The organism is Burkholderia sp. AU39826 (genome assembly GCF_020419965.1).
In the GTDB taxonomy this organism is placed as follows: domain Bacteria; phylum Pseudomonadota; class Gammaproteobacteria; order Burkholderiales; family Burkholderiaceae; genus Burkholderia; species Burkholderia semiarida.
The window spans coordinates 96,293-117,918 of the sequence record NZ_JAIZQG010000021.1 but is presented as its reverse complement, the minus strand read 5'-3'; the positions used below and the strand labels follow the sequence as shown (position 1 = coordinate 117,918).

Sequence of the window (21,626 nt, the reverse complement as noted above, 5' to 3'; positions counted from 1 at the left end):
ACTCATCCCACTCGTATTCCTGCTCACCCGCGGGCGTACGCTTACGCACCAGATTCCCGCGCGCGTCGTACTCGAAGTGCATCCCCGCATACGCCTTCAGCAGGTTCCCGAGCACCTTCGGCACCTCGACAGGCAACGTGCTTTCCGGTCGCACCGGGCTCGGACGCGATGTCGGCGTCTCCGCCGTCCGCACCGGATCGATGATGTTGCTCGCCGGATCGAACGCAAACCGTTCCTTCGCGATGGGACTGATCGCCTCGATCAGCCGTCCGACCGGATCGTACCGATAGTCGGTCCCGCCCTTGCGGCTGTCCTCGATCCGCGACAACTGCCCCACCGCGTCATAGCGATACCGCCGCTCGGCAAGCGGCGCAGGTGACGTCGATCGCTGGATCGTCTGCTGCAACACGCGGCCGGCCGGATCGTAGTGCGTGCGCTGCCCAACCTTGCTCGACAACACACGCACCGTCTCGCGATGAAGATCGTCGCGCTCGAACTGCACGCGCTCCTCGCCATCGAGCAGCATTCCGTGCACATGCCCCGAGCCATACATCAACCAGTCGACCACATGCCCGTCCGGCCGAACGGTACGCCGCCGATTGCCGAGTTCGTCGTATTCGTGATGCCATACGTAGCTGCGCCGGTCGCCGAACAGATCGTAGGCGTGATGTTCACGCACCAGATTGCCAACCGGATCGAAGAAGAACTGCACGCGGCTGTACCGGTTCGCCGCGTCGATCAACCTGCCGCTCGGATCGTAGGCAAACCGCTCTTCGCTTTCCCCCGCGGCGCGCTTCAGCAGCCGGCCGTTTGCATCGACTTCGACCGAAGTCACGCAACCCGCTTCATCGATCGAAACGAGACTGCCGCTCACGCTGTCGTACTGATAGCGCGTCGACTTGCCGTCGAAGCCCACCTCCTCGATCAGCCGTCCCGCAGGATCGTAGTGAAACTGGTACGTCGCAAAGTTCGCATCGGTCAGCGCGGACAAGCGGCCGAGACGGTCATAGCGATACGCAACCGTCTGCCCGAGCGCATCGGCGCGGCTCGCAATGCGCCCGGCCGCGTCGTAGCCATATCGCGTCGAACGATCGAGTTGATCGGTATGCCGCAGCAAACGGCCTTCCGCGTCGTACTGGACCTGCTCGACACCGGCAGGCGAACGCACTTCCGTCGGTTGTCCGTTCAGGCCGTAACGATAGGCAACCACGCCTCCGGCCGCATCTTTCGTCTCGATCACACGCCCGATATCGTCGTACCGCCACTCCGTCGTCTTTCCGGAGCAGTCCGTATAGCGCGTGATCTGCCCGGCATCGTTGTACTCGAGCGTCTTCGAGCCGCCCTTCGCATCGGTGATCTGCGTCGGCAAACCCTTGTCGTTGTATTCGTACTTCGTGGAATGTTCGAGCGGATCGATTTCCTCGACGACGTTGCCCGCGTCGTCGTACTTGCGCTGCCATACATGACCGTTCGGGTCAACGAGCCGGATCATCTGATCCTTGTCGTCATACGCCATCTCGACGACGCTGCCGTCCGCCCGCTCGTGCCGAATCAGGTTGCCGCGCGTGTCGTATTCGCGACGCTCGATGCTGCCGTCCTGCCGGATATGCAGCACCAGATTGTGATGGGCGTCGCGCCGGAACCACTCCTGGTTACCATCCGGATACACGATCCGATACACGTAGCCGTGGATGTTGAAGTAGTACCGCGTCATCTGACCGAGCGCGTCGGTCACGTAGGTCAGACGGATGTTCGGATTCCACGCGAGCCGGAGATCCAGACTGCCGTCGTCGGCGTATTCGCGAATGCATTTCGCGTCTGCGTTGTCTTGCGCGTCCGCGCCATCCCATTCGAGCGTCATTCCGCGGCCGGTTCGGTCCGTGTAACGCGTCACGAGGTGGCGGTGATATTGATACGTCCGCGCATTGCCATGACGATCGACCGCGCGCACGAGGTCCCCGTGCGCATCGTATTCGTAGCTCGCCAGCGTGCGACGCGCACCGTCCTTGAGCACATGCTCGATCTGCACGATACGGCCGTGCCTGTCGTGTTCGAACGCGAGCACATTGCCGCTCGCATCGATCAGGCGCGCAACGCGATCGAGCGCATCGTAGTCGAGCGTGATCGTGTTGCCGGCACGGTCCTTCTGCATCGCGAGCCGGAACGCATCGCCACGGCGCTCGTACACGTGCAGCACGTCATGGCCGTATGCGATCGTCACCCAGGTATCGTCGAGCCGCGACAGCGTCAGGTTCTCGGACAGATCGTCGTGCACCGCACCGGCCGCAAGCGCCGGGTACTCGATGCTGCGCCCTTCCGCATCGCGATAGATCCACTGATCGTTCTTGACGTCGATTCGCGTCGTATATGGCGTGATCCATCGTGCACCGAGTTCACCGTTGTCATAGGCTGACAGCCGGGAACGATAGGTACGCTCCCATACGACAGGCATGGCGCCCGGCAGGTCGAAATCCACGTGCGAAAACGTTTCGTCGCCGAACGCGAAATCGATGGATGCCGGTGATGCCCCGAGCCCGCATGCCTTGCACGCGCTCTTCCCCGGTCCTTCGGCCGGCGCTTGCCCGTCGGTTTTTTCGAGCCCCTCCTGCCCGCGCGTCTTCTTCGCCTGACTCTTCCCGCTCGCCTTGACGTCCGCAGTCTGCTCATGAAGCTTCGCGCGCGCCTTGACGCGTCCAACGGCCTCGATCAGTTGCAAGACGAGCCACATCATCTTGCCTTCTTCACTGCCTGCAAGCGACCGAATCGATGACGCAATCTTCGGCGCTTCGGTCCGAAGAAAAGTCACCGTGCTTCGAAACGGCTCGAGCCATGCATCCGGCGCGAGCGTCGCCACGGTGCCGGCAGTCTTGTTGATGACCTTCTTTCCGAGCGCCTTGGTTCCTTCGTACGCGAATTGAATGCCGTCACCGACGCGGCTCGGGCTGTACCACGGCCGCTCGTCCGCCATCTTCTTTGCGAGTTCCTGCTGCCGCTTCAGATTCGCGTTGGCGTCGAAGAGCTGACCGTGCAGCGCCTTGTCCATGCCCGTCGCCAGCGCGAGCATGATCTCCTGGCATGTCGATGCACATCCGTCGAGCAGCTCGACTAGGCCAGCCTTCAGCTTGTTCAGAAAATCCTCGATCTCGGTCGCACAAGTCGCGTTGATATGCGTGACCAGCACGGAGATGATCGCCGCGCCGAGATTGTTGCGGGTCGCCAGCAATTCGTGCCGGACGAGCGCGAGCAGCGGGCGCGCCGACATCCGGAACGGCGCGAGTGTCGGCGGAATCGGAATGATGCCGAGCAGGTTGATCGCGAGGCTCATGTAATCGAGCACCTGGCCGCCGCGCTTCTCGATGATCTCGGCAATATCCCCGAGCGCGTCGACCATCGCCATGATGTTGCCGATGATCGGCACCGCACCGGCAAACGTCTTCACGTCCTCGAACGTGATGTGGTTGCCGCTGATCCGTCGCAACCACGCATCGAAGCGGTTGCCGACCGCGGCGACATCCTTGGCGGAAACATCGCTGAGCCAGGTAACAGCCTGTTCCTTCTCAGCGCCCGGTGGAAGTTGTTGTGCCATGTCGTTCTTCGTTCAATTCGTTTTTTTCAAGACGGCTGACAAGCCGCGCTCTCTCAGGATTTCAACGGCCCGCCAAACCCGCTCGTCGGCAGCTTCATGCCCGTCGCGCCCGTGGCCGACGCCACGGTCGTGGCGCCCTTGCCCGCGATACCGGCGACGCCGGGCAATGCGCTCTGCAACGCGCCGGACGCCGCATTCGCCGCCGGCGCGGCCAATGCCGCAAGCCCGCCCTGACGTGCGGCCTGAACCATCCCGGCCACCTGCTTCGCCGCACCGCTCAGGCTCGACGCGGTCTGCAACGCCGACGCAACGCCGGCTCCACCCAACGCGGTCGCAGCAGCCGGCAATGCGGCGCTCGCGAGCCCGCCGAGGGCCGCGCCCGCGCTGCCGCCACTCACCAGCCCCATCGCCGCCGTCGTCGCGGCCGGCGCCATCCCCTGCAGCTGGCTCGCGAGCTGTCCGCTCGCCGCGGCCTGCGCGGCTTCCGGCGATGGTTGCACGGGCTCCGCCGGCCACTTCGCCTGCTTGAAATAGTTCGCCGGCTGATCCGACTCGCGCGGATCCTTCCCGAACTCGACGCGCACCGCGCCCGGCGGCAACCCGCTCACAACCGTATGACCGCTGTCGTCGAGCGCGCCTTTCTTCAGCACGGCTCCGTTCACGTCCTTCACAGTGAACAGTCCGCCTTTCACCGCCTCGCCGTTCACGTACTTGTGAAACAGTTCGAGCTGCCCCGGCTGATCCGGCCGGGGGCTCGGCAACGGATACCCCATGCTCGCCGGCCCCGCGAACGTGTGCGACGCCCCCTTCACATCGATCGCGCCCGGTGCATGGATCTCGATGTTGCCGTCCTTGATGCGGATATATCCGCCGCCGCTCGTCAGCAGAATCCCCTGATCGGCCGCGATCTCGATCCGGTCGGTGGCGGACACAACCTTCACCGCCTTCTGCGCGGTCACCTCGACGTTGTCCGACTGCGCCTGGATCTCGACCTTGCCCTTGCCCGCGAACAGCTTCATCCCCGCGTTCTGCACGAACAGGCTCAGCTTCTGCCCGATGCTCCCGATCAGCGACTTGCCCGCGGCCACGTGCACGCTCTGTCCGCTCGCCACGTTCACGTGATCGTTCGCGACGACGTGCAGCGACTGCTGCGTCGACATCCCGATCCCCGACGGGCTGCCGAACAGCATCACCGGCTCCTTGAACGCATTCGCACTCCCCGTGCCGCCGCCCGCCGTACGTCCACCGGACGCGTTGCCCGACTTGCTGTCCTGCGTCGCGTCGGTGAACGCGCGCATCGTTTCGTGCGCCTCCTTCAGGCTTTCCGCCTGATGCTGCTCGCTCACGCCCGACATCGCTTCGATCAGGCTCTCGCCCGTCACGAGCTGCTGCTGCGCTTCCTTCACGTCGAGCGGCTGGCTGTTCGCCGCCTTCGGATGGGTCGTCACGTACAAGCCCTGGCTCGCCCGCACCGCGCCGTACGCATCCGAGCGCAGATCGAAGCCGCTACCGAGATACGACCCGCGCGCATTGCCGTTCTGGTCGATGATGTAGCCGAGATGCAGCAGGCTGTTCGCGCTGCTGCTCATCAATTGCACGCGGTTCTGCCCGGTCGCGTCGTCCATCACGAGCTGGTTGTAGCCGCCGCCCGAATACTCCTTCGACCGATACCCGGACAGGATCCCGTCGCTATGCCACTGCGGCTGGTTCGCGCCGTTGTACACGCGCCCGACGGCGAGCGGCCGGTCGCAGTCGCCGCCCACATGGTCGATCAGCACTTCCTCGCCGATGCGCGGCACGTGCACGCCGCCGTAGCCGCCGCCGGTATCCGATTGCACGACGCGCACCCAGCACGACGCGTTCTCGTTACCCGGGTTCAGGCGGTCCCACACGAACTGCACGCGGATCCGGTTCAGCTCGTCGGTATAGACTTCCTCGCCCTGCGGCCCGACGACGATCGCCGTCTCGAGATGCATCTTCGGCTTCTCGTGTTCGAACGGGCTGCGATACGGCACGCTCACGCGCTGTGCTTCGACCTCGACGAGATAGAAGCCCACCGAGCCGTCGTCATGCGGCACGCGAAACGCGGGGTCGGCGCCATAGCCGTCCTGCGCCTGCGTCAATGCTTCGCGCAGGCTGTACGGGAAATCCGCGCTGCTGCTGGCAACGGGCAGGTTGTTCTCGATCCACCATTCGACACCGATCGCCGCGAATTCGCGCTGGTCGGCCGGATCGCGATCGTGTTCGGGATGGTCCGCCAGCGTGAAGCGCCGGCCAGCATCCATTGCACGCACGCCGCCCGCGCCGTGGAAGCGCTTCGCCTCCGACTCCCACTGCTCCATCCGGATCTTCGTCAGATGATCGCCGCGCGTCTGATCCAGATACGTGTACGCACCGGTGTATTCGTACACTTCGAGCTGGTCGGGCAATTCGCCCTGGCCGGCCATCGTCGGCAGCGACGTGCCTTTCGGATTCGACGGTTGAGACGGATTCTTGTAGTCGAACGTGCGTGTCGTTCGGGTCACGCTCTGCAGCGTGCGCGTGCCGGACCATTGCGTGAGCGCGTCAGTTTCGCTCGCCGCGCCGCCGTGATAGAAGCGCACGGCCTGCGGCGACAGCGGCGCGAACGCCTGCAGGTTGTCGGTGATCACGAGCGTATGCGACTTGCCGTCGTCGGCCTGCTGCCACGTGGTGTAAAGGCCTTCGCTCTCCATCAGCCGGTGCACGAAATGCCAGTCGGTATCGTGCTGACGCGTGTACGAACGGCTCGGCAGCGGCTTCGACAGCGCAAAGCGAAAATGCCCCTTCGCCTGCGGATGCTGGTCCAGCACGTCGCTGATGATCTGGTCGACGGTCGTATCGTTCCAGATCCGCTGGTCCCGACGGAACTTCAGGAAATGGGTGAAATCGGCGAACGTCAGCTGATAGGTCGTGAGCCCGCCGTCGGCGCCCAGGCGACGCGCGGTGTGCACGTAGCCATTCACCGGCCGGTAGCTGCGGTCGCCTTGCTGGATCCACAACGTGACCGGCTGCGCGATCAGTTTTTTGAGTTCCAGATCGCTGTCGGTCGACAACACGTCCAGCGTGAATTCGTACGCGCGCCCGATGCGTGAGCGGCCGACCGCCCGCTGCACGGTCAGGACGTTGCTTCCCAATGGCGTCTCGAGCTTCAGCAACCGGTCCTGCTGAAGCAACCCGCCGCGCAATGCGGCGATCGTGTTCTGCATGTTCATGGCTACGGCCTTTTCTTCTTTTGACGCGCCCTCGGATGGCGCGCTGAGCGATTTCGCTCGCGCGATTTTACAGACAAATTACGGCCCGAATCGGAAAAATGACCTGATTTAAAAGAGTATTTTTAAGTGGATCCAGAATGCCCGCGGCGAACGGTTCGACTAGGCAGTCGCCGTGCACAGCCCATGCCGTCGCGCTGGATTGCCGCCTTCAATCCGCTGAAATCGATTGCAATCAGGGCCAATTCGACTTCCGGTGCGGCGCGGTTGCGAGTAGTGTCTACGTGCCCGTATTGCGGCCCATCGAGGCCACCCAGCGCCCGGTGCCCGTCGCTCACCACAACACCCTACTGACCACTGGAGATCCGCGATGAAACGTTCGAAGTTCCTGCTGTCGGGCCTGCTGCTCGCGTCGGCCCTCGGCTTCACGGCCGTCGCCGCGCACGCGGAAGACCTGCTCGATTCCGTGAAGAAAGCCGGCGTGCTGCGCGTCGGCCTCGAAGGCACGTATCCGCCGTTCAACTCGCGCGGCACGTCCGGCCAGCTCGAGGGTTTCGACGTCGACGTCGCGAACGCGGTCGCCGGCAAGCTCGGCGTGAAGACGCAATTCATTCCGACCGAATGGAGCGGCATCATCGCGGGCCTGCAGGCCGGCAAGTTCGACGTGATTGTCAACCAGGTCACGATCACGCCGCAGCGCAAGGAAGCGCTCGACTTCAGCCAGCCGTACACGTACTCGGCCGCGCAGCTGATCCAGCGCAAGGACGACACGCGCAACTTCAAGTCGCTCGACGATTTCAAGGGCAAGAAGCTCGGCGTGACGCTCGGCACCAACTACGACCAGATGGCGCGCAGCGTGCCGGGCATCGAGGTACAGACGTATCCGGGCGCGCCGGAGAAACTGCGCGACCTCGCTGCGGGGCGGATCGAGGCGACGCTCGACGACCGGTTGATGCTGCCGTACATGATCAAGACGTCGAACCTGCCGCTGCGCTCGGGTGCGGTGCTGAACGGCGGCAAGCAGGAGATGGCGATCCCGTTCCGCAAGGGCAACCCGAAATTCGAGAAGGCGATCAACGACGCGCTCGATTCGCTGCGCAAGGACGGCACGCTGAAGAAGATCTCGATGCACTGGTTCGGCAGCGACGTGACGGTGCCGGTCGCGCAGTAAGCGGTTCGCCGCGCGTTCGATGCGTCACGTTTTCGCTGCGGCGAAGGCGTGACGCGCGGTTGCAGCCTTCCCCCTTTGCCTTTTCCGTCAGGCCGCGTCGTCGAAACGGGCAAGCAGCATCTGGCCGATCGGCGTCAGCGCCGGGCGCGCCGCTACCTCGTTCACGCGTCGCTGCGTGTCGTCGACCAGCCGCTTTTCGACGAGCACGGCAAAGGCCGGGTTCGCGAGATCGACACTGTCGGGCGCACGCGCAATGCGCAGCAGCATCGAGAATTCGTGCGGGCTCAGCATGGTTCGTGTCTCCTGATCGTCCGCGATGCAGTTCGATCGGCGTCGATCGCGTTTTCGAATGGAATGGATGCGAGGCAGAAGCCAATGCGCTGGCGGGAGCGAGATCCCGGGTGAGCCTGCGCGACGCGGGCACGGCGTCGGATGCGGTCACGCACGCTCGGCTCGCGAAGATGCTGCCGCGACGAGAAGGTGCAACGTTAGGGGTGCCGCGTGACGCAGGCGTGACAGGAAAAAGGGGCAACGATGGCGCTCGCGACATCGCGGCGCGCGGCTCCATGAACAAAAAAGGGGTTACGGAAAATTCCGTAACCCCTTTTCGGATTTGGTGCCGGCTGCAGGACTCGAACCCGCCACCTGATGATTACAAATCAACTGCTCTACCAGATGAGCTAAGCCGGCGTAGCGCGAGATTCTACCTCATTTCACGATCTTGAGGCGAGGTCTGCTCCCGCCTTTCGAACCATCGCCGTCGCCGTCGGTTTTCGGCGGTTCGTCGGCGCCTTCGGACGGTTCCTCGTTCGCGCCGCTGTCGGCGACGGGCGCCAACGGCGATACGGACTCGTCACGCGGCGCATCATCGGCCGACGCGGCGTCATCGTCGAACGCGCCCGAATCCTCGCCTTCGCCCGCGACCGCATCGACCTGGAACGCCATGCCCTGCCCGTTCTCGCGCGCATAGATCGCGAGCACGTTGGCCACCGGAATCTCGATCTTGTGCGCCTTCCCGGAGAACCGGGCCGTGAACTCGATCCACTCGTTGCCCATCTGCAACTGGCTCGTCGCCTCGAAGCTGATGTTGAGCACGATCTCGCCGTCACGCACGAACTGACGCGGCACACGCGTCGAGTTGTCGACCCTCACCGCGATATGCGGCGTGTAACCGTTATCGGTGCACCACTCGTACAACGCGCGCAGCAGATACGGCTTCGTTGAAATCTCTTGCATCACAATCCTCGAACCCGGAGCGGATGCGCGGCACGCCGCGCCACCGCTCCGTCATGCCTTCATTGCAACATTAGCGACGCATGACCTTTTCGGACGGCGTCAGTGCTTCGATGTAGGCCGGACGGCTGAAGATCCGTTCGGCGTACTTCATCAGCGGCGCGGCGTTCTTCGACAGCTCGATGCCGTAGTGATCCAGGCGCCACAGCAGCGGCGCGATCGCGACGTCGAGCATCGAGAACTCTTCGCCAAGCATGTACTTGTTCTTCACGAAGATCGGCGCGAGCTGCGTCAGGCGATCGCGGATCGCGAGGCGTGCCTTCTCGTGGTTCTTCTCCGCCGCCTTGCCCTTCTCGTTCTCGAGCGTGCTGACGTGAACGAACAGTTCCTTCTCGAAGTTGAGCAGGAACAGGCGCGCGCGGGCGCGCTGCACCGGGTCGGCCGGCATCAGTTGCGGATGCGGGAAGCGCTCGTCGATGTACTCGTTGATGATGTTCGATTCGTACAGGATCAGGTCGCGCTCGACGAGGATCGGCACCTGACCGTACGGGTTCATCACCGAAATATCTTCCGGCTTGTTGAACAGGTCGACGTCGCGGATTTCGAAGTCCATGCCCTTCTCGAACAGCACCAGCCGGCAACGCTGGGAGAACGGGCAAGTTGTGCCGGAATACAGAACCATCATATTTGCGTTTCCTCAAAAAAGCCGAGGGCCGGCACGCGGCGCAACCCCTTTCACGGGTTCCGCCTTGCGCCGGCCCCACGCCGGTCAGGCGTGTTTACTTGATATCTTTCCAGTACGCGGCATTCAGCCGCCAGGCCAGGAAAGTCAGGACACCGAGAAAGATCAGCACCCACACGCCAAGGCGCTTGCGGGTCTGCTGGGCCGGCTCGGACATCCATGTCATATAGGCCACCAGGTCGGCCACCGCAGCATCGTAGTCGGGCGACGAGAGCGTGCCCGGCGTGACCTGCTGGAAGCCGACGAGCACGTGGGCCTTCTCGCCCGTCTCCTCGTCCGTCTTGTCTTCGAATTTGGCTACGCGCTGCCCCTGCAACTGCCACAACACATGGGGCATGCCAACGTTCTCGAACACCGCGTTGTTCCAGCCGGTCGGCCGCGTATCGTCGCGGTAGAAGCTGCGCAGATACGTGTACAGCCAGTCGCGGCCGCGCGCACGCTCCTCGACCGACAGGTCGGGCGGCGTGGTGCCGAGCCAGTTCTTCGCGTCGTCGGGCCGCATCGCGACGGACATCGTGTTCCCGACCTTGTCGGTCGTGAACAGGAGATTCTTTTCGATCTCCTTCTGGGATATGCCCAGATCCGTCAGACGGTTGTAGCGCATCAGGTTCGCGCTGTGGCAGTTCAGGCAATAGTTTACAAACAATTGCGCGCCGTGCTGAAGCGAAACGAGATTTTCCGTGTTATCGGGCGCCCGGTCGAGCGGAAAATTACCCTCCGCCCGCACGGCCGGCGCCGCCAGCAGCGCACACGCGGTCGCCCCGATCAGCGCGAGTGTCGAAAGCAGTTTCTTCATGTCGTTCTCTCCTCGCTCACGTTAATGGGGCTTGAAGCGCACCCGTTCCGGCGGCTGCTTGAACGTGCCAAGCGGCGTCCAGACGGGCATGCCGAGGAAGAACGCGAAATAGATCAACGCACAGGCCTGCGCGATCAGCGTCGCCGCCGGCGATGGCGGCCGCGTGCCGAGGAACGCGAGGGTCAGGAACGCCGCGACGAAGATCCCGAGGAACACCTTGTGGAACAGCGGCCGGTAGCGGATCGACTTCACCGGGCTGCGGTCGAGCCACGGCAGGAAGAACAGCGTGATCACCGCCGCGCCCATCACGACGACGCCCCAGAACTTCGACTCCGTCAGGTACATGAACACGACGATCGCGGCGGCCAGCACCGGCAGCCCGATCTTCCACTTGCCGCGCGCGCGGATCAGCGCGAGCACGCCGAGCAGCGCGATCACGATCATCAGCACGATCTTGAACGGGTCGGTGGTCGCGCGCAGCATCGCGTAGAACGCGGTGAAGTACCAGACCGGCGCGATCTCCGGCGGCGTCTGCAGCGGGTTCGCCGGGACGAAGTTGTTCGCCTCGAGGAAGTAGCCGCCCATCTCCGGCGAGAAGAACACGATCAGCGCGAACACCATCAGGAACACGCACACGCCGAGGAAATCGTGCACCGAGTAGTACGGGTGGAACGGGATGCCGTCGAGCGGGATGCCGTTCTCGTCCTTCTTCGCCTTGATCTCGATGCCGTCCGGGTTGTTCGACCCGACTTCGTGCAGCGCCACGAGGTGCGCGATCACGAGGCCGACCAGCACGAGCGGAATCGCGATCACGTGGAATGCGAAGAAGCGGTTCAGCGTGACGTCGGACACGACGTAGTCGCCGCGAATCCACAGCGACAGGTCCGGGCCGACGAACGGAATCGCCGAGAACAGGTTCACGATCACCTGCGCGCCCCAGAACGACATCTGGCCCCACGGCAGCAGGTAGCCGAAGAACGCCTCGGCCATCAGGCACAGGAAGATCGCGCAGCCGAAGATCCAGACGAGCTCGCGCGGCTTGCGGTACGAGCCGTACAGCAGCCCGCGGAACATGTGCAGGTACACGACCACGAAGAACATCGATGCACCCGTGGAGTGCATGTAGCGGATCAGCCAGCCCCACGGCACCTCGCGCATGATGTACTCGACCGACGCGAACGCGAGCATCGAGTCAGGCTTGTAGTTCATCGTCAGGAAGATGCCCGTGACGATCTGGTTGACGAGCACGAGTAGCGCGAGGGAGCCGAAGAAGTACCAGAAGTTGAAGTTCTTCGGCGCGTAGTACTCGGATACGTGCTTCTTCCAGGTGGACGTGAACGGGAAGCGCTGGTCGATCCAGCCGGTGAAACCTGTCGTGGAGACTTCGTTGTTGTCGGCGGCCATCACGCTTCTCCTTTCTCGTCCTTGCCGATCACGAGGGTCGTCGCCGACGTGAACATGTAGGGCGGGATGTCGAGATTCTGAGGCGCCGGCTTGTTCTTGAACACGCGGCCGGCGAGGTCGTAGGTCGAACCATGGCACGGGCACAGAAAACCGCCCGGCCAGTCGTCCGGCAGGTTCGGCTGCGGACCCGGCGTGAAGCGTTGGCTAGGCGTGCAGCCGAGGTGCGTACACACGGCCATCACGACGAGAATGTTCTTCCGATCGGCCCGCGACCGATATTCGTTCGCGCAATACGCGGGCAACGGCATCGAATACGGGGATTTCGTGGCCGGATCGGCCACTTCCTTGTCGGCCTTGACGACGTCGGCCAGCATCGAATCGGTGCGATTCAGGATCCAGACGGGTTTGCCGCGCCACGGCACGGTGACCATTTCGCCGGGCTTCAGGCCGCTGATGTCGACCTCGACCGGCGCACCGGCCGCTTTTGCTTTCGCGGACGGCGCAAGCGACGCCGCGAAAGGTATGACGGTGGCGACGCCTCCTACGCCACCTGCTACGGATGTCGCAATCAGCCAGGTACGGCGGCCGCTGTCGACGCGTTTCTCTTCCTTGTCTCGCATCACACGCCCCACTTCTGAGTTGGATTTTCCGTCACGACTTTCCATTCCGCCGCTAGTTTGCTCGAATGGAGTCGTCATTTACAAGGCCCGGAGATGAAAATCCCTTCGAAGTGTTTGATAGTTAAGGGTTATCCCCCACTATCGGAGCAATTAAATCATTTCGCTTTTAAGCGAATGCTACATTGCGGAATTTCGATGCACCGCCGCAAATCCGGCGCTCAGACCGGATTATGAATATCGATAAAAAGGTGTTCGAGATCGAATTCCTCGGACAAGTGGCGCCCCAGCGCCTGAATTCCGTAGCGTTCGGTCGCATGGTGCCCCGCCGCAACGAACGCGACACCGCTTTCCGCCGCCGCGTGCGTGGTCGACTCGGATACCTCGCCGGTCAGGAACACGTCCGCCCCGGCGTCGATCGCCGCATCGAAATAGCTCTGCGCGGCGCCCGTGCACCACGCGATGCGGCGCAACTGCGTGTCCGGATCGCCGAGCACGAGCGGCGTGCGGCCGAGCGTGTGCTCGACCTTCGCGACGAAGTGCTCGAGCGTGACGGGCATCGGCAGCGTCGCCATCCAGCCGAGATCGCCTTCGCCGAAACGTTGCTCGCCGATCAGCCCGAGCTTCTCGCCGAGCTGCGCGTTGTTGCCGAATTCGGGGTGCGCGTCGAGCGGCAGGTGAAACGCGAACAGATTCAGGTCGTTCGCGAGCAGCAGTTTCAGGCGCCGATACTTGCGGCCGGTGATCTGCGGCGCCTCGTTGCGCCAGAAATAGCCGTGATGGACGAGCACGGCATCCGCGCCCCATTCGAGCGCGGCTTCGAGGAGCGCGACCGACGCCGTCACGCCGGTGGCGATCTTCTCGATCTTGCGGCGCCCCTCGACCTGCAGGCCGTTCGGGCAATAGTCCTTGAAGCGCGCGGTTTCAAGGGTATTGTTCAAGTACAATTCGAGTTCGATCCGATCCATATAAACCTCTAATCCATTCAGATGCTTAGACGCTTCTGGCTGTTCTTCGCGCAGGCGGTGACCGTACTGCTCGCGCTGATGTTCATCGTCGTGACGCTCAAGCCGCAATGGCTGCAACGGCAAGGACAGCTCGGCAAGCAGCTCGCCACGCCGATCGTCGCGCTGCGCGAAGTCGCGCCGGGCATCGGCGGCGCACCGGCAACCACGTCGTATGCCGAAGCCGCGCAGAAGGCGATGCCGGCCGTCGTCAACGTGTTCTCCAGCAAGGACGGCTCGCTGCCGCCCGACCCGCGCGCGAAGGATCCGCTGTTCCGCTACTTCTTCGGCGACCGCAACGCCCGCAAGCAGCAGGACGAGCCGGCCGCCAACCTCGGCTCGGGCGTCATCGTGAGCCCTGAAGGTTACATTCTAACGAACCAGCACGTCGTGGACGGCGCCGACCAGATCGAAGTCGCGCTCGCCGACGGCCGCACGGCCACCGCGAAGGTGATCGGCAGCGATCCCGAAACCGATCTCGCGGTGCTGAAGATCAACATGACGAACCTGCCGACGATCACGCTCGGGCGCTCCGACCAGTCGCGCGTCGGCGACGTCGTGCTCGCGATCGGCAACCCGTTCGGGGTCGGCCAGACGGTCACGATGGGCATCATCAGCGCGCTCGGCCGCAACCACCTCGGCATCAACACGTTCGAGAACTTCATCCAGACCGACGCGCCGATCAACCCCGGCAACTCCGGCGGCGCGCTGGTCGACGTGAACGGCAACCTGCTCGGCATCAACACGGCGATCTACTCGCGCTCGGGCGGCTCGCTCGGCATCGGTTTCGCGATTCCGGTCTCGACCGCGCGCACGGTGCTCGAAAGCATCATCACGACGGGCTCGGTCACGCGCGGCTGGATCGGCGTCGAGCCGCAGGACGTCACGCCGGAAATCGCCGAGTCGTTCGGGCTCCAGCAGAAATCGGGCGCGATCGTCGCGGGCGTGCTGCAGGGCGGCCCGGCCGACAAGGCCGGCATCCGGCCGGGCGACATCCTGGTGAGCGTCAACGGCGAGGACATCACCGACACGACGAAGCTGCTGAACGTCGTCGCGCAGATCAAGCCGGGCACGCCCACCAAGGTGCACGTCGTGCGCAAGGGCAAGCAGTTCGACGTGAACGTCGTGATCGGCAAGCGCCCGCCGCCGCCGAAACAGGCACTCGACGAGCAGGACAGCGACAGCGAATGACGGTCGGCGGGCGGCACGCCGCCTGCCGGTCATGACGCGATGCGGAATTGAAAAAGGGCAGCCGGCCGGCTGCCCTTTTACCTTGCTTCAAACGATGCCTGGTGCCGGGAAGATGGCTATGCCACGCACCGGCCGGCGGCCAACCACGGTACCGGTGGCCGCAGCGCCACGCGGCGGCGCGTCGTCAACTCGCGGCTTCGCCGTTGCCTGCCTCGCCCTCTTCCACCGGCTTCTTCGGTACGAAGAATCGCGCGGCCAGCAGCCCGATCTCGAACAGCACGATCAGCGGCAGCGCGAGCATCAGTTGCGAGAACACGTCCGGCGGCGTGACGACCGCCGCGACCACGAATGCGCCGACGATCACGTACGGCCGCATCTCCTTCAGCTTCTTCAGGGACAGCACGCCCATCCGGACGAGCAGCACGACGACGATCGGCACCTCGAACGTGACCCCGAACGCGATGAACATCCCCAGCACGAAGCTCAGGTAGTTGTCGATGTCGGTCGTCATCTCGGCCCCGAGCGGCGCGTTGTAGTGCGCCATCACGCGGAAGATCGTCGGAAACACGAGGAAGTACGCGAACGCCATCCCGCACAGGAACAGGAAGTAGCTGCTGCCGACGAGCGGCGCGACGAGCTTCTTCTCGTGCTGGTACAGCCCCGGCGCGACGAACGCCCAGATCTGGTACAGCACGATCGGCAGCGCGATCACGAGCGCGACGAGCATCGTGACCTTCATCGGCACGAAGAACGAGCCGGTGACGTCGGTGACGATCATCTTGCCGTCTTTCGGCAGGTTGTCCATCAGCGGCCGCGCGAGCAGCTTGAAGATGTCCGGCGCCCAGTAGACGAGCCCGACGAACACGACGATCACGGCCAGCCCCGCGCGAATGATGCGATCGCGAAGCTCGACGAGATGGGAAATGAAGGTTTCTTCCGGGGCGTCGCCCGGGTTCTGCTGGGGGTCGCTCACACCGGCCCTCGGTAGGATTGACGAGCGAGCATGCGCTCGACTCAGAAGAAGCGCGTCGGCCGGCGCAGGCTGGCCGGCTGGTGGCGCGCGACACGCGCGGCGCCCGACTGCACGTGCGTGCGGCGGGTGGTCGCGCGCTTGTACCAGACAGGTGTCGCCGCCTGCTTGATGCGCCAGTTGCGACGCTTCGGCGCAAGCGCGGTCGAACTGCCTCGCCACGACGGCGCCGCAGGCGTGTCGGAACCCGCGGAACCGACGGAACCGGCGTCGCCGGACGCCCCGTCAAGACCGCCGACCGCGGAATGCCACGTGTCGTTCAGTTCCTTCTCGTGCTCGCGCAGGTTGTCGTGAATCGTCGTCTCGACGTTGCGCGCGGCCGATTCGAAATCGGTCTTCATCGTCCGCAGCGCGTCGAGTTCGATTTCGCGCGAGACCTCGGCCTTCACGTCGTTGATGTACCGCTGCGCGCGGCCGAACAGCGCGCCTGCCGTACGCGCGACGCGCGGCAGGCGCTCGGGGCCGAGCACCACGAGCGCGACGACGCCGATCAGCGCCATCTTCGAAAGACCGAGATCCAGCATCGAGAATGCCTGTCAGCGTGCCGGCGTTACGCCTTGTTCGAATCGGAACGCGTCGTTTCCTTCGCGTTGACGTCGACCGCGCCCGAACGCGGCAGCTGCTGCGCATCAGCCGGCGTTTCGCCTTCCTTCATGCCGTCCTTGAAACCCTTGACGGCGCTGCCGAGGTCGTTGCCGATGTTGCGCAGCTTCTTCGTCCCGAAAACCAGCGCGACGATCAGCAGCACGATCAGCCAGTGCCAAATGCTCAATCCACCCATGATGAAACCTCTCCTCAACCACGCCGCCATGCGGCGCAAATCGCCGGCAACGCGCCGGCTTCGACTATCGGATGCGGGGAAACGCCCCGCGTCGTCAACCCATTCGCTGCCACGGGCGCGGGCCGGCCAGGATATGCGCGTGCAGGTGGTAGACCTCCTGCCCGCCGCCCGGGCCCGTGTTGATCACCGTGCGAAAACCCGTTTCGCCGCCCGTATACGCGACGCCGAGCTGGTCGGCCAGACGCGCGACGAGCAGCATCAGCCGGCCGAGCATCGGCGCATCGGCCTCACCTGCCGCCGACAGCGTCGGCAGGTGCCGGCGCGGAATCACGAGCACGTGCGTGTCGGCCGCCGGGCGGATGTCGCGGAACGCGACGAATTCGTCGTCCTCGTGCACCTTCGTGCTCGGGATCTCGCCTGCCGCGATCTTGCAGAACAGGCAATTCGGATCGTGACTCATGTTGCTCCTGCAAACGCCCGCCCGCGGCCGGTCAGAACCACGCCTGCGGATCGAGCGTCTTGTTGTCGTTCAGGTACAGCCAACCCTTGATGATACGGTACAGCGTCCAGATCCATGTGACAAACATCACCGCGAATCCGATCACCACGAAGGCCAGCGCGAACCCGATCACGTACGCGATCAGCGCGCGCCAGAACGTGCGGATCTGCCACTCGAAGTGATCGGCGTACGGCGTGCCGGCCACATCGCCGCGCTTCACGTAGTTGATGATGATCGCAATGATGCCCGTCACGCCGCCCGTCAGCCAGTGAAATGCATAGAGGCCGTAGAGCACGTGCGTGAGCGTGCGCAGCCCGTTCAGGCGTTCGGCATCCGCTGCGCCCGGCACCGCCGGCGTCGGAAACTGGTTCGACGTATCGTTCATGATGCTACCCCCGTTGGATGACAATTCTTACAGCTTACCGCACTGTTGCCACCGCGGCGGGCCTGCCCGTCACCCGCCGTTTTCCTCGCGCTCGCGACGCTTGCGCAGCGCTTTTTCCTCGATGCCCGACAAGCCTTCGCGGCGCTCGAGTTCGGCGATCACGTCGGCCGGGCTCAGGTCGAAATGCGACAGCATCACGAGGCAGTGGAACCACAGGTCGGCCACCTCGCCGACGAGCGCGCCCGGCGCGCCGCCCTGACGCACGTCCTTCGCGGCGAGCACGACTTCGGTCGCCTCTTCGCCGATTTTCTTCAGCACCGCGTCGTCGCCCTTGTGGAACAGGCGCGACACGTACGATTGATCGGGATCGCCGCCCTTGCGGCTATCGATCACGGCCGCGAGGCGCAGCAGCGTGTCTTCGGTCGATTGCGTCATTTGTAGATGTGTTCGGGGTCTTTCAGCACCGGCTCGACCGCGACCCAGTCGCCGCTGTCCACCGTACCTTCGAATTTCTGGAAGAAGCACGAATGCCGGCCGGTGTGGCACGCGATGCCCGACACCTGCTCGACCTTCAGCAGCACGACGTCCTCGTCGCAGTCGAGCCGCACCTCGTGCACGTGCTGCACGTGGCCCGACTCCTCGCCCTTGAACCACAGGCGCTTGCGCGAACGCGAATAGTAGACCGCGCGCCGGGTCTCGACCGTCTTCGCGAGCGCCTCGCGGTTCATCCACGCGAACATCAGCACGTCGTTCGTCGACGCTTCCTGCGCGATCACCGGCACGAGGCCGTTGTCGTCCCAGCGGACCTTGTCGAGCCACGCGGGCAGGGATTTCGTTTCGGTATTCATCACAGCCTCACCGGGATGCCCTGATCGGCCATGAAGCGCTTCGCCTCGCCGACCGTGTGCTCGCCGTAGTGGAAGATGCTCGCGGCCAGCACCGCGTCGGCACGGCCGTCCTTGATGCCGTCCGCGAGATCCTGCAGGCAGCCGACGCCGCCCGATGCGATCACCGGCACCGGCACCGCGTCCGACACGCCGCGCGTGAGCGCGAGGTCGAAGCCCGACTTCGTGCCGTCGCGGTCCATGCTCGTGAGCAGGATCTCGCCCGCGCCGAGCGCGGCCATCTTGCGCGCCCATTCGATCGCGTCGAGGCCCGTGTTCTTGCGGCCGCCGTGCGTGAACACTTCCCAGCGCGGCGTCTCGCCGTCGGCCGACACGCGCTTCGCGTCGATCGCGACGACGATGCACTGCGAGCCGTACTTGTCGGCCGCGTCGCGCACGAGCTGCGGATTCGCGACCGCCGACGAGTTCATGCTGACCTTGTCCGCGCCCGCGTTCAGCAGGCGCCGCACGTCCTCGACGGCGCGCACGCCGCCGCCGACGGTCAGCGGAATGAACACCTGCGACGCGACGGCTTCGATGATCGGCAGGATCAGGTCGCGCTGGTCGGAGGTCGCGGTGATGTCGAGGAAGGTGAGTTCGTCGGCACCCTGGTCGTCGTAGCGGCGGGCGATTTCGACAGGGTCGCCGGCGTCGCGCAGCTCGACGAAGTTGACGCCCTTGACGACACGCCCGGCGGTCACGTCCAGGCAGGGGATGATGCGTTTAGCTAGAGCCATGATGTTGCGCCAAATGCCGCGCTGGGACGGCCGGTTACGGAAGCCTCGCGCGAGGCTTCCGGCGGGGCTGCCCGCGGGCAGCCCCGGCGAACGGGACGACCGCGGTTACGCGTTGTCGAGTTCGCCGTTCAGTTCGTCCGCGCGCTTTTGCGCGGCCGCGAAATCGAGATCGCCGGAGTAGATCGCCCGGCCGCAGATCACGCCTTCGACGCCGTGCTCTTCCACTTCGCACAGGCTCTCGATGTCCGTGAGGTTCGACAGGCCGCCGCTCGCGATCACCGGGATGCCGACCGCCTGCGCGAGCTTCACGGTCGCGTCGATGTTGATGCCCTGCAGCATCCCGTCGCGGCCGATGTCCGTGTAGACGATCGATTCGACGCCGTAGTCCTCGAACTTCTTCGCGAGATCGATCACCTCGTGGCCCGTCAGCTTGCTCCAGCCGTCGGTCGCGACCTTGCCGTCCTTCGCGTCCAGCCCGACGATGATGTTGCCGGAGAACGCGGTGCACGCGTCCTGCAGGAAGCCCGGATTCTTCACGGCCGCGGTGCCGATGATCACGTAGGACAGGCCGGCGTCGAGATACTTCTCGATCGTCTCGAGGCTGCGGATGCCGCCGCCGAGCTGTACGGGGATTTCGTCGCCGACTTCGTCGAGGATCGCTTCGATCGCGTCGAGATTCTTCGGCTTGCCGGCGAATGCGCCGTTCAGGTCGACGAGATGGAGCCGCCGTGCGCCGAGGTCGACCCACTTGCGGGCCATCGCCGCCGGGTCCTCGGAGAAAATCGTGGCCTGGTCCATATCGCCCTGTTTCAGGCGCACACACTGACCGTCTTTGAGATCGATGGCCGGAATCAGCAACATAGCAATCGGGTGTCGTCGTGGAAAATGAAAAGAATCCGGCGCGTACCGGCCAAACCGGTGCCGCGCCGTCTCGCTAGTTTAGTACAACTCTTTCGGCGCTTAAGCGAGCGTGCCACGTGCGACAGGCCGTTCGGCCAGGTCGACTGTGGCTCGCGCACCACGTTTTACGGTTTCCAGTGCACGAAGTTGCGATACAGACGCAACCCGACCTCCGCGCTTTTCTCCGGGTGGAATTGGGTCGCGAAGAGGTTGTCCCGCGCGACCGCGGACGTAAACGGCGCACCGTAAGCCGTTTCGCCTACCGTGTGCGCCGGGTTGTCCGGCGTCACGTAGTAGCTGTGCACGAAGTAGAAATACGCGTCGTCGGGCACGCCGTCCCACAGCGGGTGCGGCTGCGCCTGGCGCACGCGGTTCCAGCCCATCTGCGGCACCTTGAAGCGCGAGCCGTCGTCCTGCAGCCGGCCGTCCAGCTCGAAACGCACGACCTTGCCGGGCAACAGGCCCAGGCCCTTCGTGTCGCCTTCCGCGCTCCAGTCGAACAGCATCTGCTCGCCGACGCACACGCCGAGCAGCGGCTTCGTGCGCGATGCGTCGATCACCGCTTCCTGCAGCCCCGATTCGCCGAGGCAACGCATGCAGTCGGGCATCGCGCCCTGGCCGGGCAGCACGACGCGGTCGGCCGCGCGAATCGCGGCCGGCGTGTCGACGATCGCCACGTCGGCGGCCGGTTCGGCCTTCTTGAGCGCCTGCGCGACCGAGCGCAGGTTGCCCATCCCATAATCCACAATCGCAATCGAAGTTTTCATCTCAGTGCAGGCAGTAGCGCCCTCAGTCCATCGACGATGAATTCCACCGCCAGCGCCGACAGCATCAGACCCATCAGCCGCGTGGCGATGTTGATGCCGGTGCGGCCGATCCAGGTCGCGATCGGCTCGGCGAGCCGCATCGCGACGAAACACAGAACAGCCAGGACCGCGCCGATCGCGACCAGCCCGGCCCGCTCATACCAGTGATGCGCGTTCGCCGCATAGATGATCACCGTGCTGATCGAGCCGGGGCCCGTGAGCAGCGGAATCGCCAGCGGCACGACCGCGATGTTGTCCTTCAGCTCGGCTTCGTGGCGCTCCTCCGGCGTGGATCGCGTGTTGCCGATCTGCGCGTTCAGCATGTTGATCGCCATCAGCAGCATGATGATCCCGCCGCCCACCTCGAGCGACCCGACCGAAATGCCGAAGAAGTTGATGATCTGCTGCCCGAGCAGCGCGGTCACCGTCATCACGCAGAACACCGACACCGATGCGATCCGGATCGTGCGCCGCCGCTCGCCGTCCGTCTGCTGCGCCGTCAGGCTCAGGAAGAACGGCACCGCGCCGACCGGATTGATCAGCGCGAGCAGCGAGATGAACGATTTGAGCAGATCCATCGCAAGCCGGCGCGCCGCGCCGAAGCCGTGAGGTTGTCCTTGGCGTCGTCCG

Annotated in this window: 22 protein-coding genes and 1 tRNA gene; 2 read left to right on the top strand and 21 right to left on the bottom strand. The window is 64.5% G+C overall.

What is annotated here, in order from left to right; translation table 11 throughout:
- Positions 1-3,586, bottom strand: a 3,586-nt coding sequence (locus LGM42_RS27205; protein ID WP_226233786.1) for a DUF6531 domain-containing protein, incomplete at its 3' end; no start/stop codon positions are given.
- Positions 3,587-3,639: 53 nt separating this feature from the next.
- The gene (gene tssI / locus LGM42_RS27200) at positions 3,640-6,819 is read right to left on the bottom strand and encodes a type VI secretion system Vgr family protein (RefSeq protein ID WP_226233785.1); all 3,180 of its coding nucleotides are present in this window, start codon (positions 6,817-6,819) and stop codon (positions 3,640-3,642) included.
- 367 nt (positions 6,820-7,186) lie between these two features.
- On the opposite strand from tssI, the gene LGM42_RS27195 reads away from it, so the two are divergent.
- On the top strand, positions 7,187-7,987 hold the full coding sequence (locus LGM42_RS27195; RefSeq protein WP_124863183.1) for a transporter substrate-binding domain-containing protein: 801 nt from the start codon (positions 7,187-7,189) through the stop codon (positions 7,985-7,987).
- A gap of 87 nt (positions 7,988-8,074) precedes the next feature.
- On the opposite strand, the gene LGM42_RS27190 is transcribed toward LGM42_RS27195, so the two are convergent.
- From LGM42_RS27190 to LGM42_RS27155, 8 genes are all read right to left on the bottom strand, one after another.
- Positions 8,075-8,278: a hypothetical protein gene (locus LGM42_RS27190; protein WP_060315480.1), complete on the bottom strand. Its 204-nt coding sequence runs from the start codon at positions 8,276-8,278 to the stop codon at positions 8,075-8,077.
- Between the two features lie 323 nt (positions 8,279-8,601).
- A tRNA-Thr gene (locus LGM42_RS27185) sits at positions 8,602-8,677 on the bottom strand.
- 18 nt (positions 8,678-8,695) lie between these two features.
- Positions 8,696-9,223 (bottom strand): ClpXP protease specificity-enhancing factor, encoded by a 528-nt coding sequence (locus LGM42_RS27180; protein ID WP_060315483.1) that lies wholly within the window; start codon positions 9,221-9,223, stop codon positions 8,696-8,698.
- 70 nt (positions 9,224-9,293) lie between these two features.
- Complete coding sequence (locus tag LGM42_RS27175; RefSeq protein ID WP_006400565.1) at positions 9,294-9,905, bottom strand: glutathione S-transferase N-terminal domain-containing protein; 612 nt, start codon at positions 9,903-9,905, stop codon at positions 9,294-9,296.
- Between the two features lie 94 nt (positions 9,906-9,999).
- Positions 10,000-10,758, bottom strand: coding sequence for a cytochrome c1 (locus tag LGM42_RS27170; protein WP_060009428.1), 759 nt, complete (start codon positions 10,756-10,758; stop codon positions 10,000-10,002).
- A gap of 21 nt (positions 10,759-10,779) precedes the next feature.
- On the bottom strand, positions 10,780-12,162 hold the full coding sequence (locus tag LGM42_RS27165; protein WP_059577232.1) for a cytochrome b: 1,383 nt from the start codon (positions 12,160-12,162) through the stop codon (positions 10,780-10,782).
- Positions 12,162-12,782, bottom strand: coding sequence for a ubiquinol-cytochrome c reductase iron-sulfur subunit (petA, locus tag LGM42_RS27160; RefSeq protein ID WP_006491868.1), 621 nt, complete (start codon positions 12,780-12,782; stop codon positions 12,162-12,164). Before petA ends, LGM42_RS27165 begins: the two co-directional genes overlap by 1 nt.
- A 218-nt stretch (positions 12,783-13,000) precedes the next feature.
- Positions 13,001-13,747 (bottom strand): Nif3-like dinuclear metal center hexameric protein, encoded by a 747-nt coding sequence (locus tag LGM42_RS27155; RefSeq protein ID WP_060315486.1) that lies wholly within the window; start codon positions 13,745-13,747, stop codon positions 13,001-13,003.
- Between the two features lie 21 nt (positions 13,748-13,768).
- Here LGM42_RS27155 and LGM42_RS27150 point away from each other — a divergent pair, with 21 nt between their 5' ends.
- A complete protein-coding gene (locus LGM42_RS27150) occupies positions 13,769-14,974 on the top strand; it encodes a S1C family serine protease (protein ID WP_059577237.1) in 1,206 nt (401 codons plus the stop codon).
- Positions 14,975-15,158: 184 nt separating this feature from the next.
- Here the strand turns inward: LGM42_RS27150 and tatC are convergent, their stop codons facing one another.
- From tatC to LGM42_RS27095, 11 genes are all read right to left on the bottom strand, one after another.
- On the bottom strand, positions 15,159-15,947 hold the full coding sequence (gene tatC / locus LGM42_RS27145; RefSeq protein WP_059577240.1) for a twin-arginine translocase subunit TatC: 789 nt from the start codon (positions 15,945-15,947) through the stop codon (positions 15,159-15,161).
- A gap of 41 nt (positions 15,948-15,988) precedes the next feature.
- Positions 15,989-16,528, bottom strand: a complete 540-nt coding sequence (gene tatB / locus LGM42_RS27140; RefSeq protein WP_059577243.1) for a Sec-independent protein translocase protein TatB — start codon at positions 16,526-16,528, stop codon at positions 15,989-15,991.
- 26 nt (positions 16,529-16,554) lie between these two features.
- Complete coding sequence (gene tatA / locus LGM42_RS27135) at positions 16,555-16,785, bottom strand: Sec-independent protein translocase subunit TatA (protein ID WP_006477115.1); 231 nt, start codon at positions 16,783-16,785, stop codon at positions 16,555-16,557.
- A gap of 94 nt (positions 16,786-16,879) precedes the next feature.
- The gene (locus LGM42_RS27130) at positions 16,880-17,245 is read right to left on the bottom strand and encodes a histidine triad nucleotide-binding protein (protein ID WP_027783360.1); all 366 of its coding nucleotides are present in this window, start codon (positions 17,243-17,245) and stop codon (positions 16,880-16,882) included.
- A 31-nt stretch (positions 17,246-17,276) separates the two neighbouring features.
- Positions 17,277-17,669: a DUF4870 family protein gene (locus LGM42_RS27125; protein WP_059236499.1), complete on the bottom strand. Its 393-nt coding sequence runs from the start codon at positions 17,667-17,669 to the stop codon at positions 17,277-17,279.
- A 69-nt stretch (positions 17,670-17,738) separates the two neighbouring features.
- Positions 17,739-18,104 carry a phosphoribosyl-ATP diphosphatase gene (locus tag LGM42_RS27120; RefSeq protein WP_027783358.1) on the bottom strand — a complete coding sequence of 122 codons (366 nt, stop codon included), beginning with the start codon at positions 18,102-18,104 and terminating at the stop codon, positions 17,739-17,741.
- Positions 18,101-18,517 carry a phosphoribosyl-AMP cyclohydrolase gene (gene hisI / locus LGM42_RS27115; RefSeq protein WP_059577245.1) on the bottom strand — a complete coding sequence of 139 codons (417 nt, stop codon included), beginning with the start codon at positions 18,515-18,517 and terminating at the stop codon, positions 18,101-18,103. Before hisI ends, LGM42_RS27120 begins: the two co-directional genes overlap by 4 nt.
- Positions 18,517-19,290 (bottom strand): imidazole glycerol phosphate synthase subunit HisF, encoded by a 774-nt coding sequence (hisF, locus tag LGM42_RS27110; protein WP_060315492.1) that lies wholly within the window; start codon positions 19,288-19,290, stop codon positions 18,517-18,519. Before hisF ends, hisI begins: the two co-directional genes overlap by 1 nt.
- A 105-nt stretch (positions 19,291-19,395) precedes the next feature.
- Positions 19,396-20,151, bottom strand: a complete 756-nt coding sequence (gene hisA, locus LGM42_RS27105; protein WP_059577248.1) for a 1-(5-phosphoribosyl)-5-[(5-phosphoribosylamino)methylideneamino]imidazole-4-carboxamide isomerase — start codon at positions 20,149-20,151, stop codon at positions 19,396-19,398.
- A 164-nt stretch (positions 20,152-20,315) separates the two neighbouring features.
- A complete protein-coding gene (hisH, locus tag LGM42_RS27100) occupies positions 20,316-20,957 on the bottom strand; it encodes an imidazole glycerol phosphate synthase subunit HisH (RefSeq protein WP_059577249.1) in 642 nt (213 codons plus the stop codon).
- Positions 20,954-21,574, bottom strand: a complete 621-nt coding sequence (locus tag LGM42_RS27095; RefSeq protein WP_060315496.1) for a MarC family protein — start codon at positions 21,572-21,574, stop codon at positions 20,954-20,956. The genes hisH and LGM42_RS27095 overlap by 4 nt, the downstream gene beginning before the upstream one ends.
- Between the last annotated feature and the right edge of the window lie 52 nt (positions 21,575-21,626).

Coding starts and splice junctions, on each gene's coding strand:
- tssI (WP_226233785.1), bottom strand. CDS start 6,819: ATGAACATGCAGAACACGATCGCCGCATTGCGCGGCGGGTTGCTTCAG.
- LGM42_RS27195 (WP_124863183.1), top strand. CDS start 7,187: ATGAAACGTTCGAAGTTCCTGCTGTCGGGCCTGCTGCTCGCGTCGGCC.
- LGM42_RS27190 (WP_060315480.1), bottom strand. CDS start 8,278: ATGCTGAGCCCGCACGAATTCTCGATGCTGCTGCGCATTGCGCGTGCG.
- LGM42_RS27180 (WP_060315483.1), bottom strand. CDS start 9,223: ATGCAAGAGATTTCAACGAAGCCGTATCTGCTGCGCGCGTTGTACGAG.
- LGM42_RS27175 (WP_006400565.1), bottom strand. CDS start 9,905: ATGATGGTTCTGTATTCCGGCACAACTTGCCCGTTCTCCCAGCGTTGC.
- LGM42_RS27170 (WP_060009428.1), bottom strand. CDS start 10,758: ATGAAGAAACTGCTTTCGACACTCGCGCTGATCGGGGCGACCGCGTGT.
- LGM42_RS27165 (WP_059577232.1), bottom strand. CDS start 12,162: ATGGCCGCCGACAACAACGAAGTCTCCACGACAGGTTTCACCGGCTGG.
- petA (WP_006491868.1), bottom strand. CDS start 12,782: ATGCGAGACAAGGAAGAGAAACGCGTCGACAGCGGCCGCCGTACCTGG.
- LGM42_RS27155 (WP_060315486.1), bottom strand. CDS start 13,747: ATGGATCGGATCGAACTCGAATTGTACTTGAACAATACCCTTGAAACC.
- LGM42_RS27150 (WP_059577237.1), top strand. CDS start 13,769: ATGCTTAGACGCTTCTGGCTGTTCTTCGCGCAGGCGGTGACCGTACTG.
- tatB (WP_059577243.1), bottom strand. CDS start 16,528: ATGCTGGATCTCGGTCTTTCGAAGATGGCGCTGATCGGCGTCGTCGCG.
- tatA (WP_006477115.1), bottom strand. CDS start 16,785: ATGGGTGGATTGAGCATTTGGCACTGGCTGATCGTGCTGCTGATCGTC.
- LGM42_RS27130 (WP_027783360.1), bottom strand. CDS start 17,245: ATGAGTCACGATCCGAATTGCCTGTTCTGCAAGATCGCGGCAGGCGAG.
- LGM42_RS27125 (WP_059236499.1), bottom strand. CDS start 17,669: ATGAACGATACGTCGAACCAGTTTCCGACGCCGGCGGTGCCGGGCGCA.
- LGM42_RS27120 (WP_027783358.1), bottom strand. CDS start 18,104: ATGACGCAATCGACCGAAGACACGCTGCTGCGCCTCGCGGCCGTGATC.
- hisI (WP_059577245.1), bottom strand. CDS start 18,517: ATGAATACCGAAACGAAATCCCTGCCCGCGTGGCTCGACAAGGTCCGC.
- hisF (WP_060315492.1), bottom strand. CDS start 19,290: ATGGCTCTAGCTAAACGCATCATCCCCTGCCTGGACGTGACCGCCGGG.
- hisA (WP_059577248.1), bottom strand. CDS start 20,151: ATGTTGCTGATTCCGGCCATCGATCTCAAAGACGGTCAGTGTGTGCGC.
- hisH (WP_059577249.1), bottom strand. CDS start 20,957: ATGAAAACTTCGATTGCGATTGTGGATTATGGGATGGGCAACCTGCGC.
- LGM42_RS27095 (WP_060315496.1), bottom strand. CDS start 21,574: ATGGATCTGCTCAAATCGTTCATCTCGCTGCTCGCGCTGATCAATCCG.